This is a genomic window from Paracraurococcus lichenis, from assembly GCF_030657435.1.
Taxonomy (GTDB): domain Bacteria; phylum Pseudomonadota; class Alphaproteobacteria; order Acetobacterales; family Acetobacteraceae; genus Paracraurococcus; species Paracraurococcus lichenis.
This window is the reverse complement of sequence record NZ_JAUTWS010000030.1, coordinates 43,461-57,503: the sequence shown is the minus strand read 5'-3', so window position 1 is coordinate 57,503 and position 14,043 is coordinate 43,461. Positions and strand designations below refer to the sequence as shown.

15 protein-coding genes are annotated in these 14,043 nt (G+C 73.0%); 5 read left to right on the top strand and 10 right to left on the bottom strand.

The annotated features are described in order from the left end of the window. Positions 1–214: 214 nt before the first annotated feature. From Q7A36_RS24620 to Q7A36_RS24595, 6 genes are all read right to left on the bottom strand, one after another. On the bottom strand, positions 215–1,018 hold the full coding sequence (locus Q7A36_RS24620; protein WP_305106412.1) for an enoyl-CoA hydratase: 804 nt from the start codon (positions 1,016–1,018) through the stop codon (positions 215–217). Next, on the bottom strand, positions 1,015–2,232 hold the full coding sequence (locus tag Q7A36_RS24615; protein WP_305106411.1) for a CaiB/BaiF CoA transferase family protein: 1,218 nt from the start codon (positions 2,230–2,232) through the stop codon (positions 1,015–1,017). Before Q7A36_RS24615 ends, Q7A36_RS24620 begins: the two co-directional genes overlap by 4 nt. Positions 2,233–2,376: 144 nt before the next feature. Then, on the bottom strand, positions 2,377–2,799 hold the full coding sequence (locus Q7A36_RS24610; protein ID WP_305106410.1) for a CBS domain-containing protein: 423 nt from the start codon (positions 2,797–2,799) through the stop codon (positions 2,377–2,379). Positions 2,800–2,985: 186 nt separating this feature from the next. Then, positions 2,986–4,131 carry an iron-containing alcohol dehydrogenase gene (locus tag Q7A36_RS24605; protein ID WP_305106409.1) on the bottom strand — a complete coding sequence of 382 codons (1,146 nt, stop codon included), beginning with the start codon at positions 4,129–4,131 and terminating at the stop codon, positions 2,986–2,988. Positions 4,132–4,183: 52 nt separating this feature from the next. Then, complete coding sequence (locus tag Q7A36_RS24600; RefSeq protein WP_305106408.1) at positions 4,184–4,948, bottom strand: endonuclease III domain-containing protein; 765 nt, start codon at positions 4,946–4,948, stop codon at positions 4,184–4,186. 128 nt (positions 4,949–5,076) lie between these two features. Next, complete coding sequence (locus tag Q7A36_RS24595; protein ID WP_305106407.1) at positions 5,077–6,033, bottom strand: Bug family tripartite tricarboxylate transporter substrate binding protein; 957 nt, start codon at positions 6,031–6,033, stop codon at positions 5,077–5,079. 203 nt (positions 6,034–6,236) lie between these two features. Between Q7A36_RS24595 and Q7A36_RS24590 the strand changes: the two genes are divergently transcribed. Next, complete coding sequence (locus Q7A36_RS24590; protein WP_305106406.1) at positions 6,237–6,911, top strand: DUF1194 domain-containing protein; 675 nt, start codon at positions 6,237–6,239, stop codon at positions 6,909–6,911. A gap of 14 nt (positions 6,912–6,925) precedes the next feature. After that, complete coding sequence (locus Q7A36_RS24585; RefSeq protein WP_305106405.1) at positions 6,926–8,098, top strand: 2-aminoethylphosphonate--pyruvate transaminase; 1,173 nt, start codon at positions 6,926–6,928, stop codon at positions 8,096–8,098. A 41-nt stretch (positions 8,099–8,139) separates the two neighbouring features. Here Q7A36_RS24585 and Q7A36_RS24580 read toward each other — a convergent pair whose 3' ends face one another. The 3 genes from Q7A36_RS24580 to Q7A36_RS24570 all read right to left on the bottom strand — a co-directional run bounded on the left by Q7A36_RS24580 (position 8,140) and on the right by Q7A36_RS24570 (position 9,693). Then, positions 8,140–8,796 (bottom strand): OmpW/AlkL family protein, encoded by a 657-nt coding sequence (locus Q7A36_RS24580; RefSeq protein WP_305106404.1) that lies wholly within the window; start codon positions 8,794–8,796, stop codon positions 8,140–8,142. A gap of 156 nt (positions 8,797–8,952) precedes the next feature. Beyond that, entirely contained in the window at positions 8,953–9,165 is a 213-nt protein-coding gene (locus Q7A36_RS24575) for a DUF1289 domain-containing protein (protein WP_305106403.1), read from the bottom strand. Between the two features lie 57 nt (positions 9,166–9,222). Then, positions 9,223–9,693 (bottom strand): cupin domain-containing protein, encoded by a 471-nt coding sequence (locus tag Q7A36_RS24570; protein WP_305106402.1) that lies wholly within the window; start codon positions 9,691–9,693, stop codon positions 9,223–9,225. Positions 9,694–9,858: 165 nt separating this feature from the next. Between Q7A36_RS24570 and Q7A36_RS24565 the strand changes: the two genes are divergently transcribed. Both Q7A36_RS24565 and Q7A36_RS24560 read left to right on the top strand, forming a co-directional pair. Then, a complete protein-coding gene (locus Q7A36_RS24565; RefSeq protein ID WP_305106401.1) occupies positions 9,859–11,529 on the top strand; it encodes a formate--tetrahydrofolate ligase in 1,671 nt (556 codons plus the stop codon). A 284-nt stretch (positions 11,530–11,813) separates the two neighbouring features. Further along, complete coding sequence (locus Q7A36_RS24560) at positions 11,814–12,350, top strand: RNA polymerase sigma factor (protein ID WP_305106400.1); 537 nt, start codon at positions 11,814–11,816, stop codon at positions 12,348–12,350. Between the two features lie 41 nt (positions 12,351–12,391). Here the strand turns inward: Q7A36_RS24560 and Q7A36_RS24555 are convergent, their stop codons facing one another. Beyond that, positions 12,392–12,562, bottom strand: a complete 171-nt coding sequence (locus Q7A36_RS24555; protein ID WP_305106399.1) for a hypothetical protein — start codon at positions 12,560–12,562, stop codon at positions 12,392–12,394. A 252-nt stretch (positions 12,563–12,814) separates the two neighbouring features. Between Q7A36_RS24555 and Q7A36_RS24550 the strand changes: the two genes are divergently transcribed. Further along, positions 12,815–14,023, top strand: coding sequence for a methyltransferase domain-containing protein (locus Q7A36_RS24550; RefSeq protein ID WP_305106398.1), 1,209 nt, complete (start codon positions 12,815–12,817; stop codon positions 14,021–14,023). Positions 14,024–14,043 lie beyond the last annotated feature (20 nt).

Below are 14,043 nucleotides of genomic sequence, written 5' to 3'. Positions count from 1 at the left end.
AGACCCTTCGTCCCAGATGCCTATGACCTGGCGCCCATGCCCTGTCGCCCTGCGGCCCTTCTTTACGGGCTCGTCACGGCGTCGGCATCCTAAGCGCAACGCCACGTTCATGCACCGGGAATCTTTCGGAAAACAGAACACGCCGGCGCAACGGCCGCGTGTTCCGGCAGTGGCCGCAGGCAGGGTTCCCATCCACCCGCGGCCGGGCCCGCGGTCAGGTGCCGGTGAAGACCGGCTTGCGCTTCTCCATGAAGGCGCGGCGGCCTTCCTTGTAGTCGTTGCTGTCGAAGCAGGCGGCCATGGCGGCCTGGATCTTCGCCATGTCGCGGTCCGCCCGATCGGCGCAGACCGCCTTGACCGTCCGCTTGTTGGTCGTCAGCGAGAGCGGCGCATTGGCGGCGAGCGTCGCCGTCAGCTTCGCCACCGTCTCCTCCAGCGCCGCGGCCGGCACCACCCGGTTCACCAGGCCGATGCGCTCGGCCTCGCGCGCGTCGAAGCGCTCGCCGGTCATCAGGATCATATGGGCATGCGCGGGGCCGACCAGGTCCACCAGGGCGCGGACCATGTCGAAGCCATAGGCGATGGAGAGCTTCGCCGCGGGGATGCCGAACTGGCTGTCCTCGGAGGCGATGCGGATGTCGCAGGACATGGCGATGCCGAGGCCCCCGCCCATGCAGAAGCCGCGGATCTGCGCGATCACCGGCTTCTCGTAGGTGGAGAGCTTGAGGCGGCCGGCGCTGGTCAGCCGGTCGTACTCCTTCTGCGCATCGGCGTTGTTGCGCACCTTCTCGAACTGCGAGATGTCGGCGCCGCTGACGAAGGCCTTGTCGCCCGCGCCGGCAAGCACGACGCAGCGGACGCCCGGATCCTCGGCGAAGATGTCGAGGGCCTGGCCCATCCCCTCCCACATGTTCACCGACATGGCGTTGCGCTTCTCCGGCTGGTTGAACACCACCCGGCCGACGCCGTCCTGGATGCTGGCGAGGATCTTCCCGTCCGCGAATTCGGTGCTGCTCATGCCCCGCCCAGTGCTCCCTTGGCTCTGAGGTCGGCGATCTCGTCCTGCGAGAGGCCGGCCTCCATGAGGATCTCTTCGTTATGCTCGCCGAGGCGCGGCATGTCCCGGTAGAAGCCGGTCTCCAGGCCCTCGAGGTTCACCGGCTGCGCCACGACCTCGATGTCGCCGCGCGTGCGGTGGCGCATCGGCATCGCCATCTCGAGATGCTGGACCTGCGGGTCCTCGAAGACCTCCCGGATGGTGTTGACCGGCCCGCAGGGGATGCCGGCCTCCTCCATCAGGGTGACCCAGTGTTCGGATGGCTTGGTCTTCGTGACCTCGCCGATCACCTCGTTGAGGCGCTTGCGGTCGGCGCCGCGGCCCTTCGGCGTCTTCCACTGCTCGACCTCGAGCCATTCGGGGTGGCCGACGGCCCTGGCAAAAATGTCCCAGAGCTTGGGGGAGGAGGCCGCGATGTTGATCGGCTTGTCGGCGGTCGGGAAGACGCCCATCGGGATGTTCACGGGGTGGTCGTTGCCGGCCTGGCCCGGGACCTCCTTGTCCATCAGCCAACGCGTCGCCTGGAAGTCCAGCATGAAGACCTGGGCCTCGAGCAGCGAGGTATGGACATAGCCGCCCTGGCCCGTGCGCTCCCGGTCGTAGAGCTTCATCATGATCCCCATGGCCAGCAGGTTGCCGGCCGTGAGGTCGTTGATCGGGATGCCGACGCGCATCGGGCCGCGGCCCGGCTCGCCGGTGATGGACATCAGCCCGCCCATGCCCTGGGCGATCTGGTCGACGCCGCCGCGGGTGGAATAGGGGCCGGTCTGCCCGAAGCCGGAGATCGAGGCGTAGATCAGCCGCGGATTGATGCCCTTGAGGTCGTCATAGGCGATCTTCAGGCGGTGCTTGACCTGCATCCGCATGTTCTCGACCAGGATATCGGCGGTCGCGGCGAGCTTGAGGAAGGCGGCATGCCCGGCCGGGTTCTTCAGGTCGATCGAGAGGCCGCGCTTGTTGCGGTGCAGGTTGATCTGGTCGAAGCCGTCGCGCGCCCCGCCGAGGCCGTCGCCCTGGCCCGGCGGCTCCACCCGGATGACATCCGCGCCCCAGTCCGCGAGGTGCCGCACGCAGGTCGGGCCGGCGCGGGCGAGGGTGAGGTCGAGCACGCGCAGGCCGGCGAGCGGCAGCCTGGTCTCGGTGACGAGCTTCGGGTCGATCGGGCTTTCGGGCATGCGGTTCCTCCCCGGGTCGCCGGCAGGTTAGGGCCGGGCGCGCGGGGAGGCCAGATGCCCCGCCGGGAGTCAGCCGGGGCGGCCCGAGGCGGCGGGCCGCGCAGGCCCCGGGCCTGCGAAACGCGACGTCCGGTCCGCCCGGGTTTACAGCCGCTCCCAGAGGTTGTTCTCCGCCTCCAGCCGGCCGCTCTCGTCCGCCAGGAAATCGCCGCGGGAGACGATGCCGACCAGCCGGTGGCCGTCCACCACCGGGACATGCCGGAAGCCGCCGTCGCGCATCAGCCGCAGCGCCTCGATCGCCCGGCAGTGCGGCGGCATGCATTCGGGGTTCGGCGTCATGACGTCGCGCAGCCGGGTGGCATGCGGGTCGCGCCCCTCCGCCCCGATCCGGCAGATGGCGTCGCGGCCGGTGAAGATGCCGAGCAGCCGACCATGCGGGTCCGTCACCAGGATTGCGCCGATGCGGTGGTTCCGCATCTCCTGGCAGGCATGCTGGACGCTCGCCTCGGCCGGCAGGGTGACGGGATGCCGCCGAGTGATGATCTCGTGCATGTGCCGGTTCGTCATGGCGCCCTCCACCCGCGTTACGTTCTTGCGACAGCCGCGGCGAGCATCGGGCCAATGCGGCCTGCCGGCCTTGATCCCGCGCAACGGCATGCATCGCATTCCCGCGCGCGGCCGGCAGCCGGCGTCACCGGCGGCCGGGCCGCGCATTTCGGCCTCTGCGTCGGACGGCGCCGGCGGCAGGGGCGCTCAGGCCGCCAGCGCCAGGATCTCCGCAACCTGCTCCGGCCCCGCGATCGGCCGCGGATTGCGCGGCACCCAGGGGGTGGCCATCGCCGCCTCGGCGATGCGGCCGAAGCTCTCCGGCCCGATCCCGACCGCCGAGAGGCTGCGCGGCATGCCGAGCCCGGCGATGACGCGGTCCAGCAGGTCGCCCGCGGCCTCGCCCGGGGCGCCCATGGCAGCCGCGACCAGCGCCTGCCGCCCGGCATCCGCCGTGGCGTTCCAGCGCATCACCGCCGGCAGCATGATGCAGGAGGTATGGCCGTGCGGGATGTCGAAGACCGCGCCCAGCACATAGCCGATGCCGTGGCTCGCCCCCATCGGCACGCCGGTCGCCAGCGGCGCCATGGAGAGCCAGGCGCCGAGCTGGCAGTCGAGCCGCGCCTCAAGGTCGGCGGGATCGGCCTTCACCCGCCCGAGGCCGGAGACCAGCAGCGCGAGGCCGCGCAGCGCCTGGGCATCGGCATAGGGATGCGCCTCCTTCGAGCAGATGCCCTCGACGCAATGGTCCACCGCGCGGATGCCGGTCGAGAGGAAGAGCCATTCCGGCGTGTGCAGGGTCAGCGCCGGGTCGAGCACCACGGCCTGCGGGATGATGCGGGGGTGGCGGAACAGCTCCTTCACCCGTGTCCGCTCGTCCGTCACGCCGGAGATGGCGCTGAACTCGCCGGCCGAGAGCGTGGTGGGGACGGAGACCTGCCGCACCGCTGGAGGCTTCACCGGCGCCGGGGCGCGTAGCGCATCCATCGCCTCGGCCGAGCGGATGTCGTTGGCGAGGCAGAGCTGCACCGCCTTGGCACCGTCGGTGATGGAGCCGCCGCCGATGGTGACGATCAGGTCGGCGCCGGCCTCGCGGGCCATCCCCGCCGCCTCGACCACCGCCTGGCGCGGCGTGTGCGGCGGCATGCGGTCGAAGACGGCCGCGACCTTGTTGCCGAGCGCGGCGCGGATGCGGGCGATCTCATCGGTCTGCCGCTGCAGCGTGCCGGAAACCATGAGCATGATCCGCTCCGCCCCGGCGCGCCCGGCGATCTCCGCCAGCGCCTCGGCGGCCGCGCGGCCGAAGACGACTTCCTCCATGGCGCCGAAGACGACGCGGCCCTGCTGCGGCATGGCGCTTCCTCCCGCTTGTCTGCCTTGGCGGCAGCATAGCGGGGCAGGGGCGTCAGGCGGAACCGGCAAGCCGCGCCTGCCCCTCCGGGCAGAGGTCGCGCAGCACGCAGCGGCCGCAGGCGGGGTTGCGGAAGAAGCAGCAGCGCTGGCCGTGCCGCATCAGCACCTGGTGGTGGTCGTAGACCTGCTGCGCGTCCCACTCCGCCGGCAGCAGCGCGGCGAGCACGGCATGCGACGGGCCGACCGCGAGGCCTCGGGGGATCAGCCCGAGCCGCTGCGCGACGCGGTGGTGGTGGCTGTCGACCGGCAGGGCGCGGCCCCGCAGCGTGCTGAAGGAGAGGACGGCGGCCGCGGTCTTCGGCCCGACGCCGGGCAGCACCGCGAGCCAGGCCGCCGCCTCGGCCTCCGGCATGGCCTCGAGATGCGAGAGGTCGAGCGTGCCGCGCTGCCCGGTGATGGCACGCAGCGTGCGCTGCAGGGCGGGGGCCTTGGCCTCGGGCCAGGTGACGCCGGCGATGGCCTGCTCCACCGCCGCGACCGGGGCGTCGCGCACCGCCGCCCAGTCCGGGAAGGCGGCGCGCAGCGCCTGGAAGGCGCGGGCGCTGTCGCGGTTCTTGGTGCGGTGGGAGAGGAGGGAGGAGACCAGCTCGTCCAGCGGCGGCAGGGCATGGAAATAGGCGATGGGGCAGTCGTATTCGGCGCAGAGCCGGGCATGCGCCTCCAGCGCCAGGGCGCGCTTCGCGGCGTCGGGCGCGGGCGGCAGGCGGGCGGTGCGGCGGGGTGCCTGCAGCGGCAGGGAATCGGCATCAAGGGGCATGGCGGCTAAACGGCCAACGCAACCTCTGGTTCAGGCCGCGCCCGCCCGGGATGCGGGCGCCTCCGGCAGCGGAGCCGGGACCCGTGGCCGCCCGACCGCGTCCGGTGCCCGCCCGCGGGCAGCGTGCCCTATTCCGGCTCGAACCTCGCCAGCCGCAGCAGCGCCGCGTTGCGCGCCACGTCGCGCTCGATGAAAGCGGCGAACTGCTCCGGCGTCTCCGCCAGTGCCTCGATCCCCATATCGGTCAGGCGCCTCGCCACCTCCGGCCTGCGCATGCCCTCCTGCAGCGCGGCGTTCGCGCGCGCCACGATCTCCGCCGGCAGGCCCTTCGGCCCCCAGAGCCCCCACCAGGAGAAGAACTCCCAGCCCGGCAGCCCGGCCTCCGGGGCGCTCGGCACCTCGGGCGCCGCCGGGCTGCGCCTTGCCTGGCTGATCGCCAGCGCGCGCACCCGTCCCCCGCGCAACAGCGGCACCATCGCCAGCACCGGATCGACCATGAGCTGGATGTTGCCCGCCACCATGTCCTGCACCGCCGGCGCGGTGCCGCGGTAGGACGCGATCGGGATGTCGAGCCCGGTCATGCGGTTGAACTCGACCGTCGCCAGATGCCCCGCGGCGCCGAGGGAGGAGGTGCCGAAGGTCCAGCCGCGCGGGTTCGCCCTCACCGCGGCAACCAGTTCGGTGATGTTGCCGGGCGGCAGCGCCGGGTTCATGCAGAGAAGCAGCGGCCCCTGGCCGGTCCGCGCCACCGGCACCAGGTCCGCCAGCGGGTCATAGCCCGGGTTCCGCATCACCCAGCGCGCCATCACCTGGATCGAGGCGCTGCCGCAGAAGGTGTAGCCATCGGGCGCCGCCTGCGCGACCGCGATGCCGCCGACCGTGCCGTTGCCGCCCGGGCGGTTCTCGACCACCACTGTCTGCCCGAGCCTGTCCTGCAGCGTCTGCGCGGCGATGCGCGCCATGCCGTCGGTGCTGCCGCCCGGCGTGAAGGGCACGATCAGCCGGATGGGGCGGTTCGGCCAGGCACCCTGCGCCCGGACGGCCGGCATCGCCAGCGCGAGCCCGGCCGCCCCCGTTCCCACCATCACCCCCCGTCTCCGCATCGTCCCGGCCCCGATCGCATGGATCCGCCGGACCCTACGCAAGCCTCCCGGGGATTGCGCCCGGAAAGCGACTGCGGCGGCCTCCTCCCCGCATGGCCCGGCCCCCGTGCGGGCCAGGCGACGGAAGCCCGGCCGGGACGCCGAAGCCCGCTGCGGATCACCGCGCATCGCGGTATCGGAGGGGCATGGACCCGGTCGACCTCGCCCTCTGCCTCGCCGTCGATGTCTCGGCCAGCGTCGACTACGACGAGTTCGGCCTGATGGTCGGCGGCTATGCCGCGGCCTTCCGCGATCCCGGCATCGCGGCGCTCTGCGCCGGCGGGCCGCGCGGGGCGATCGCCGTCGCCATGCTCTTCTGGTCCGGCGCCTGGCCCTCCATGCGCCCGGCCGCGGGCACGCCGGAACTCGCCGTGCCCTGGATGCGGGTGGACGGGGAGGGGGCGGCGGCCGCGCTGGCCGAGGCGATCGACGGCGCCCCCCGCCTGCCCCTGCCGGGCGCGACGGCGATCGGGGAGGGGATGGCGGCCGGCCTCGCCCTGCTGGCGCGCTGCCCGGCGCCGGCCACGCGGCTCGTGCTCGACGTCTCGGGCGACGGGCGGCACAACCAGGGCCGCCCGCCCGGGCCGGTGCGCGACATCGGCGTCGCGGCGGGCGTGACCATCAACGGCCTCGCCGTGCTGAACGAGGAGCCGGACCTGCTCGAGCATTACCGGGCCGAGGTCATCGGCGGCACCGGCAGCTTCGCCATGGCCTGCGCCGACTATGCCGCCTTCGCCGAGGCGATCCGCGAGAAACTGGCGCGGGAGATCGCCGGGCTTCTCCTGTCCGGCATGGATCGGGTATCCCCGGCACCTTCCTGACAGGTGCCGCTCCCATGCTGTTGCTCATTCCGGGCCCCGTGCAGACCAGGCCCGAGACCCGTGCCGCCATGGCGCAGGACATCGCCCCCTGGGACAACGACTTCCGCCCCGTCTATGCCGGGATCCGGGACCGGGTGCGGGCCCTGGCCGGCGGTCGGGAGGGCGAGCACGCGACGCTGCCGCTGCAGGGCGGCGGGCATTTCGTGATGGAGGCCGCGCTGCGCACCTTCATCCCCGAGGGCGGCAAGGTGCTGGTGCCGCAGAACGGCGCCTATGCCGACCGCGCGGTGCGGCTGGCGAGCGCCGCCCACCGGCAGGTGGTGGCGCTTCCCATCCCCGACACGCGCTCGGCGAGTGCCGAGGAGGTCGGCGCGGCGCTCGCCGCCGACCCGGCGATCTCCCATGTCGCCATGATCCACAACGAGACGGGCAGCGGCATCGTCAACGACGTCGAGGGCATCGGCGCCGCGGTGCGCGCCGCGGGGCGGCGGCTGATCCTCGATTCCGTCTCGGCCTTCGGCGCACTGCCCTTCTCGCTCGCCGACCACCCCGAGGTGGACGCGATGCTCTTCACCAGCGGCAAGTGCCTCGAGGGCATGCCGGGCATGGGCTTCGCCGTCGCGCGCGTCGACCGGCTGGAGGCCGCGGCCGGCCAGGCCGGCTCCTGGTGCCTCGACCTCTCGGACATCCACGCGCATGCGCTGCGCGCGGGCTGGGGCAGCATCCGCTTCACCCCGGCGGTGCAGGTGATCGCCGCCTTCGCCGTCGCGCTCGACCTCTACGCCCAGGAAGGCGGGCAGCCCGCGCGGCTCGCCCGCTACCGGGAGAATGCGCGGGTGCTCTACGAGGGCGTGAAGTCGCTCGGCCTGACGCCCTATCTGGACTGGGCGGATCAGGGGCCGGTGATCGTCACCGTGCACCAGCCGGCGGACCCGGATTTCGCGCTGCAGCCCTTCGTCGACGCGCTGAAGCGCCGCGGCGTGCTGATCAGCAATTTCTGGAACACCCATGCGCCGAGCTTCCGCGTCGGCTGCATCGGCGCCGTCACGCCGGACGACATGCGGATGGCGGTGGCGGCGATCGGCGGGGCGCTCGACGAGCTCGGGATCCGGGACCGGGCCGCCTCGGCGGAGGTGCGGGAGATCGAGGGCGACCCCGGCACCCAGTCCGCGACGAAGCGTGCCTGAGGGATCGGCGGGCGCGGCCTCGGCCGCGCCCGGCCCTGCGATCAGAAGCGGTAGCGGACGCTCGCGCCGACGACCCAGGGGTCGAGGTTCACGCGGGCATGCACCAGCCCGGAGTTCACGCTCGCATCCGGGCGCAGCAGGATCTTCTTGGCATCGACGTTGAGCAGCCAGTTCGGCGCCAGCTCGTAGTCCACGCCCGCGACCATGGCGAAGGCCGGCGTCGAATCGACGCGCACGCGGCTCACCGGCGCCGTCTTGCTGCCGCCATAGCCGTAGAAGAAGGTGTAGTTGATGCCCGCGCCGAGATAGGGGCTGATGCGGGAGGTCGGCAGCGGGTGGTACTGCAGGGTCAGGGTCGGCGGCAGCACCCAGACATGGCCGAGCTTGACGTCGGTGTTGAGCGCCGAGCCGCGCAGCGTCAGGTCGTGCTGCGTCGTCGCCGCGATCAGGTTGGCCGCGATGTTCGGCGTGAAGAAGTAGGTGAAGTCGAGCTGTGCGGTGCCGCTGTTGCTCGCCTCGACCTTGCCGCCGACCAGGCTGGTCCGGCCGCCGTCATTCGCGGGCAGCACGCCGATGCCGCCGAGGCCGATGACGAAGTCGCCCGCCTTCTTGCCGCGGACCTCCTGTGCGGCGGCGCCGGTGCTCACCGCGGCAGCCAGCGCCAGGGCACCGGCCAGCATCCCAAGGGACTTGCGCATTGTCTTCCAGTTCCATTCCAGGCGCCGTGTCGCGCCTGACGCCGGATTAGGCGCGGAACCGAGATGGAACCTTGAGGGAGATCAAGTTCCTGGCGAAACCAACACTGGATCGCGACACACTGTGGCCAGCGCGGCACAGCGGGAAGGCAGCAGGGATCAGCCCTTCTTCTTCTTCTTGGCAGCCGCCTCGCCGGTCGGCTGGCCGGCGGCGGCCAGTGCCTCGAGCCGCCCGGGCAGCACCGCCCGGATCTCCGGCCGACGCTCCTTGTCCTTCTTCCAGTGCTTCTTGTCCTTCCGCGTCATGCCGCAGCCGAGGCACCATCCGGTGGCCTCGTCGTAGCGGCAGATATCGATGCAGGGGCTGGCCATGCCGGCCCCTGCGGCAGCCGCTGCCAGCGGTCAAGCCGGCGCGCCTTACCCGGAACGTCACATATGCGGGTCCTGCATCATCTCCTGCGGCACCACGTCGGAGGAGATGAGGATGACGGGCTGCGAGCCCCTGTTCTCCCACCAATGGGCATGGCCGGGGCCGAATTCCGGCGTGGTCTCGCCGGTGCGGTGCAGGATGGGCACGGCGCAGAAGGCGCTGTGCTCGGTGATCTCGCCGACGACGACGGTGACGATGGAGGGCCTGTCGTCATGCTGGTGCGTCGGCACGATGCCGCCCGGCAGGACGATCAGGCGGCGCGTGCGCAGCAGGACGTCGCCGACGCCGCGCCAGCCCTTCAGGTCGACGGTCGTGAGGATCTCGCGCAGCGTGGCGACGTCGGGCGCTTCCTCGATGGCGCGCGGCCTGGTCAGCCGGTGCTCCTCCGGACAGCCGCCGGCGCGGGCCGTGGCGAGGGGGGAGAGGGCCGCGGCCAGGGCAAGGCCGGCGGCGAGGACGAGGGGTCGCATGGGTCTGTCTCCGTGATGGCGCGCCCATCCTCCCGCGGCGGCCCGGGGCGCGGAAATGCCGCCTGGGAACCGTCTCCATGCGCCCGCGTCATCGGCCGCCGCTTGCTTGCTGTGCGCCCTGGCTTCCGGTAACGCTGCCGCGCAACGGGGGAGAGGAGCCTGCGCATGGCCACGGATCTCGAGATCGCGCGGGCCGCGACCCTGCAGCCGATCACCGCCATCGCCGCGACGGCGGGCATTCCGGAGGAGGCGCTGATCCCCTTCGGCCGGCACAAGGCCAAGATCGACTACGGCTTCCTCAAGGCCCAGGCCACGCAGCCCCGCGGCAAGCTCGTCCTCGTCACCGGCATCAGCCCGACCGCGGCCGGGGAGGGCAAGACCACCACCACCATCGGCCTCGCCGACGCGCTGAACTCCATCGGGGCGAGGACGATGATCTGCCTGCGCGAGCCCTCGCTCGGCCCCTGCTTCGGCGTGAAGGGCGGCGCGACCGGCGGCGGCCGGGCGCAGGTGGCGCCGATGGAGGACATCAACCTCCACTTCACCGGCGACTTCCACGCCATCACCGCCGCCAACAACCTGCTCTCGGCGATGGTGGACAACCATCTCTACTGGGGCAATGGCCTCGGCCTCGACCCGCGGCGGGTGACCTGGCGGCGCGCCATGGACATGAACGACCGCAACCTGCGCAACATGGTGGTTGGCCTCGGCGGCGCGGCGCAGGGCATCCCGCGCGAGGACGGCTTCGACATCACGGTCGCCTCGGAGGTGATGGCGATCTTCTGCCTCGCCTCCGACCTGCACGACCTGCAGGAGCGGCTGGGCAGGATCATCGTGGGGCAGACGCGGGAGGGCCGCAGCGTCACCGCACGCGACGTCAAGGCGGACGGCGCCATGGCCGCGCTGCTGCGCGACGCGCTGCAGCCCAATCTGGTGCAGACGCTGGAGGGCTCGCCCGCGCTCGTCCATGGCGGGCCCTTCGCCAATATCGCGCATGGCTGCAACAGCGTGGTCGCGACCCAGCTCGGCCTCTCGCTCGCGGATGTGGTGGTGACCGAGGCGGGCTTCGGCGCCGATCTCGGCGCGGAGAAGTTCCTCGACATCAAGTGCCGCAGCGCCGGCCTCGCGCCCGACCTCGCCGTCGTGGTGGCGACGGTGCGGGCGCTGAAGATGCATGGCGGCGTCGCGAAGTCCTCGCTCGGCGCGGAAGATGTGGCGGCGGTCGAGCGCGGCGTCGTGAACCTCATCCGCCATGTCGAGAACATGCGGAAATTCGGCCTGCCCGTGGTGGTGGCGCTGAACCGCTTCACCACCGACACCGCGGCCGAGATCGCCGCCGTGCAGCACGCCATGGCGCGCATCGGCGCGGAGGCCTTCCTCTGCACCCATTGGGGCGAGGGCGCGGCCGGCGCGGCGGACCTGGCGCGGGCGGTGCGCAAGCTGCTCGCCGAGGGGCATGCGAAGTTCCGCCCGCTCTACCCGGATGCCCTGCCGCTGGCCGAGAAGCTGCGCGCGATCGCGCGCGAGATCTACCACGCCGCCGAGGTGCAGATCCCGCCCGCCATCGCCGCGCGCCTGGCGAAGTTCGAGGAGATGGGCTTCGGCCATGTCCCGGTCTGCGTCGCCAAGACCCAGTACAGCTTCAGCGCCGACCCGACGAAGCTCGGCGCGCCGGAGGGGCATGTCCTGCCGGTGCGGGAGGTGCGGCTCTCGGCCGGCGCCGGCTTCGTCGTCGCGGTCTGCGGCGACATCATGACCATGCCCGGCCTGCCGCGGCACCCCGCGGCGGAGAGCATCGGGCTCGACGCCGAGGGGCGGATCGAGGGGCTGTTCTGACGCCCGCCTGAGCGGGCCGCGGCGGGGCGAGACCCGCGCGGCCCGGCGGCCGCGGCCGCCACGGCGTCATCTCCCCCGCGGCTGCTCGTATCGGTTGCGGCGAAACCCGCCCTGCACGGGGCAATTGATGCACTCATGACCAATCCATGAGTGCCCCACGCAAGCGTGCATCGATGCTGGGCGGGCCACACGCAAGGGTGTGCCCGCCGCGACACCGCCAGCCGCGGGCATCGGATAGTGTCGCGCCCGGCGAGATTGCAGCGCGAGGGGGCCACCGGTTTTCGATGAAAGAGGACAGGGCGCCCGAGGCGGACGCCTTCGCGACCGCGGTCGCGGCCGAGATCCCGCGGCTGCGCCGCTTCGCGCGCGTGCTGGTCAGGCACGGCGATGCCGCCGACGACCTTGTGCAGGAGACCCTCATGCGGGCGATCGCTGCCCGCGAGCAGTTCCAGGAAGGGACGAATCTCCGCGCCTGGCTGTTCACCATCCTGCGGCACGCGCGGGCGGCGGCGGTGCGGCGCGCGGCGCGCAGCCCCTTCCTCTCGCCCGAGACGATGCCGGAGGCGGCGATCTCCGGCGGGCAGGAGGAGCGGCAGGCGATGCGCGACGTGATCGCCGCCTTCCGGCGCCTGCCGCCTATCCACCGCGAGGCGCTCTGGGTCGTGGTGGTCGAGGGGCTCGACTATGCCGAGGCGGCGAAGGTGCTGAGCGTGCCGGCCGGCACGCTGCGCTCCCGCCTGTCGCGGGCGCGGGAGGCGCTGCGGCGCGGCGTCGGCCTCGAGCCGAAATCCGGCCCGGAGGCGGAGAGCGAGGAGGGCTAGGATGGGTGCCGCCGGGCGGAGGCGCGCGGCCGAGTCGGAGGCTAGTCCGCCTGGCCCTTGAGGATGCGCAGGAAGCGTTCCGGTACGGGTTCGGTCAGCACGCCGGCATGCAGCCCCTCGAGGTGGCGGCGCAGCCAGGCATCGAACTCCGGTGGCTCCGGTGGCGGCTCCGCCAGGGCCTGCGGCAGGGCGGCGAGGGTGGTGTCCAGCATCCCCGTGCCAATGCCGGCCGGGGCCGACGGTTCCGTCGAGGCGGTCACTGACTCGGTTACCCCCTTGGATCGCCCGGTCTGCGGCAGGGTCGACATGTGGTCGGTGCGCTCCGGTCCCCGCCAGGACCGGCGAGTCTGAACGCGAAAGTAGATAAAGATCGGTTTACAAGCAAGTACAGGTTATTGACCGCGGCGCCGAGGTGGCGGGTGGGTCCGGATTGCGCCCGGGCGTCCGGCTGCGCAGAGTGCCGCATGCCCCAGGACGACCCGATCGCGCTGCTGCAGGCCGGCGCCGCCCGCCACGCCGAAGGCCAATGGACGAAGGCGGAATGGCTCTACCGCCAGGTGCTGAAGCGCCGGCCGCAGGACCCGAATGCCCACAACCTGCTCGGCGTGCTCGCCCGCCAGCGCGGCGATGCCGCGGGCGCCCTGCGCCATACCGAGCGGGCCCTGGCCGCGTCGCCGGAGGAGCCCGTCTTCCTGGCGAATCGCGGCGCGGCGCTGGCCGAGGCCGGTCGGCTGGCGGAGGCGGTGATCGCCTTCCGCGCCGCGCTGGCCCGCCGGCCGGAAGACCCGGTGACCCTGCGCAACCTCGGTCAGGCGCTCTGCGGCCTGGGCGATCCGGCGGCGGCGCTCCCGCCGCTCGCGCAGGCGGCGGCGCTGCTGCCGGAGGCGCCGGAGCCGCGGCTGGCGCTGGCGCATGCGCGCCGGGAGGCGGGGGATGCCGCGGGGGCGGCCGCCGCGGCCGGGGAGGCGCTGGCGCGCGCCGCCAGCCAGCCCGCGCTGGCCGAGCAGGCGCGCTTCCTGCTGGCGGCGCTGGGCGGCGGACCGGCGCCCGGGCGCGCCCCGGCCGCCTATGTGCGCGACCTCTTCGACCAGTTCGCCCCGCGCTTCGAGGCGGAACTGACGGGCCGGCTGGACTACCGCACGCCGGCGCTGCTCGCCGGGCTGCTGGAGCGGGCGGGCCTGGCGCCGGCGCGCCGGCTCCGGGTGCTCGACCTCGGCTGTGGCACGGGGCTCTCGGGCGCGGCGCTGGCCGGCTTCGCCCGGCGGCTGGAGGGGCTCGACCTCTCGCCGCGGATGCTGGCGGAGGCGCGCCGGCGCGGGCTCTACGACGCGCTGCACGAGGCCGACCTGCTGGACTGGCTGCCGCGGCACCCCGGCGGCTTCGACGTGGTCGCCGCGGCCGACGTGCTGAACTACCTCGGCGACCTGGCGCCGGCGCTGGCGGCGATCCATGGCGCGCTGGCGCCGGGCGGGGTCGCGGCGTTCAGCCTTGAGGCGGGGGTGGGGGCGCCCTTCGCGCTCGGCGCGGCGATGCGCTTCCGCCACGACGCAGGGCACGTGGCGGGGCTGGCCGAGGCGGCGGGCTTCGCGGTCCTCGCGCAGGAGGCGGCGGTGCTGCGGCAGGAGAAGGGCGCGCCGGTCGAGGGCCTGCTCTTCGTGCTGCGGCGGGACTGAGCGCGGCGACGGCACGGAGA

What these genes read in the sequence shown, in the direction of transcription:
- Q7A36_RS24620 (WP_305106412.1), bottom strand. Translation starts at nt 1,018, where the DNA reads ATGAGCAGCACCGAATTCGCGGACGGGAAGATCCTCGCCAGCATCCAG.
- Q7A36_RS24615 (WP_305106411.1), bottom strand. Translation starts at nt 2,232, where the DNA reads ATGCCCGAAAGCCCGATCGACCCGAAGCTCGTCACCGAGACCAGGCTG.
- Q7A36_RS24610 (WP_305106410.1), bottom strand. Translation starts at nt 2,799, where the DNA reads ATGACGAACCGGCACATGCACGAGATCATCACTCGGCGGCATCCCGTC.
- Q7A36_RS24605 (WP_305106409.1), bottom strand. Translation starts at nt 4,131, where the DNA reads ATGCCGCAGCAGGGCCGCGTCGTCTTCGGCGCCATGGAGGAAGTCGTC.
- Q7A36_RS24600 (WP_305106408.1), bottom strand. Translation starts at nt 4,948, where the DNA reads ATGCCCCTTGATGCCGATTCCCTGCCGCTGCAGGCACCCCGCCGCACC.
- Q7A36_RS24595 (WP_305106407.1), bottom strand. Translation starts at nt 6,033, where the DNA reads ATGGTGGGAACGGGGGCGGCCGGGCTCGCGCTGGCGATGCCGGCCGTC.
- Q7A36_RS24590 (WP_305106406.1), top strand. Translation starts at nt 6,237, where the DNA reads ATGGACCCGGTCGACCTCGCCCTCTGCCTCGCCGTCGATGTCTCGGCC.
- Q7A36_RS24585 (WP_305106405.1), top strand. Translation starts at nt 6,926, where the DNA reads ATGCTGTTGCTCATTCCGGGCCCCGTGCAGACCAGGCCCGAGACCCGT.
- Q7A36_RS24580 (WP_305106404.1), bottom strand. Translation starts at nt 8,796, where the DNA reads ATGCGCAAGTCCCTTGGGATGCTGGCCGGTGCCCTGGCGCTGGCTGCC.
- Q7A36_RS24575 (WP_305106403.1), bottom strand. Translation starts at nt 9,165, where the DNA reads ATGGCCAGCCCCTGCATCGATATCTGCCGCTACGACGAGGCCACCGGA.
- Q7A36_RS24570 (WP_305106402.1), bottom strand. Translation starts at nt 9,693, where the DNA reads ATGCGACCCCTCGTCCTCGCCGCCGGCCTTGCCCTGGCCGCGGCCCTC.
- Q7A36_RS24565 (WP_305106401.1), top strand. Translation starts at nt 9,859, where the DNA reads ATGGCCACGGATCTCGAGATCGCGCGGGCCGCGACCCTGCAGCCGATC.
- Q7A36_RS24560 (WP_305106400.1), top strand. Translation starts at nt 11,814, where the DNA reads ATGAAAGAGGACAGGGCGCCCGAGGCGGACGCCTTCGCGACCGCGGTC.
- Q7A36_RS24555 (WP_305106399.1), bottom strand. Translation starts at nt 12,562, where the DNA reads ATGCTGGACACCACCCTCGCCGCCCTGCCGCAGGCCCTGGCGGAGCCG.
- Q7A36_RS24550 (WP_305106398.1), top strand. Translation starts at nt 12,815, where the DNA reads ATGCCCCAGGACGACCCGATCGCGCTGCTGCAGGCCGGCGCCGCCCGC.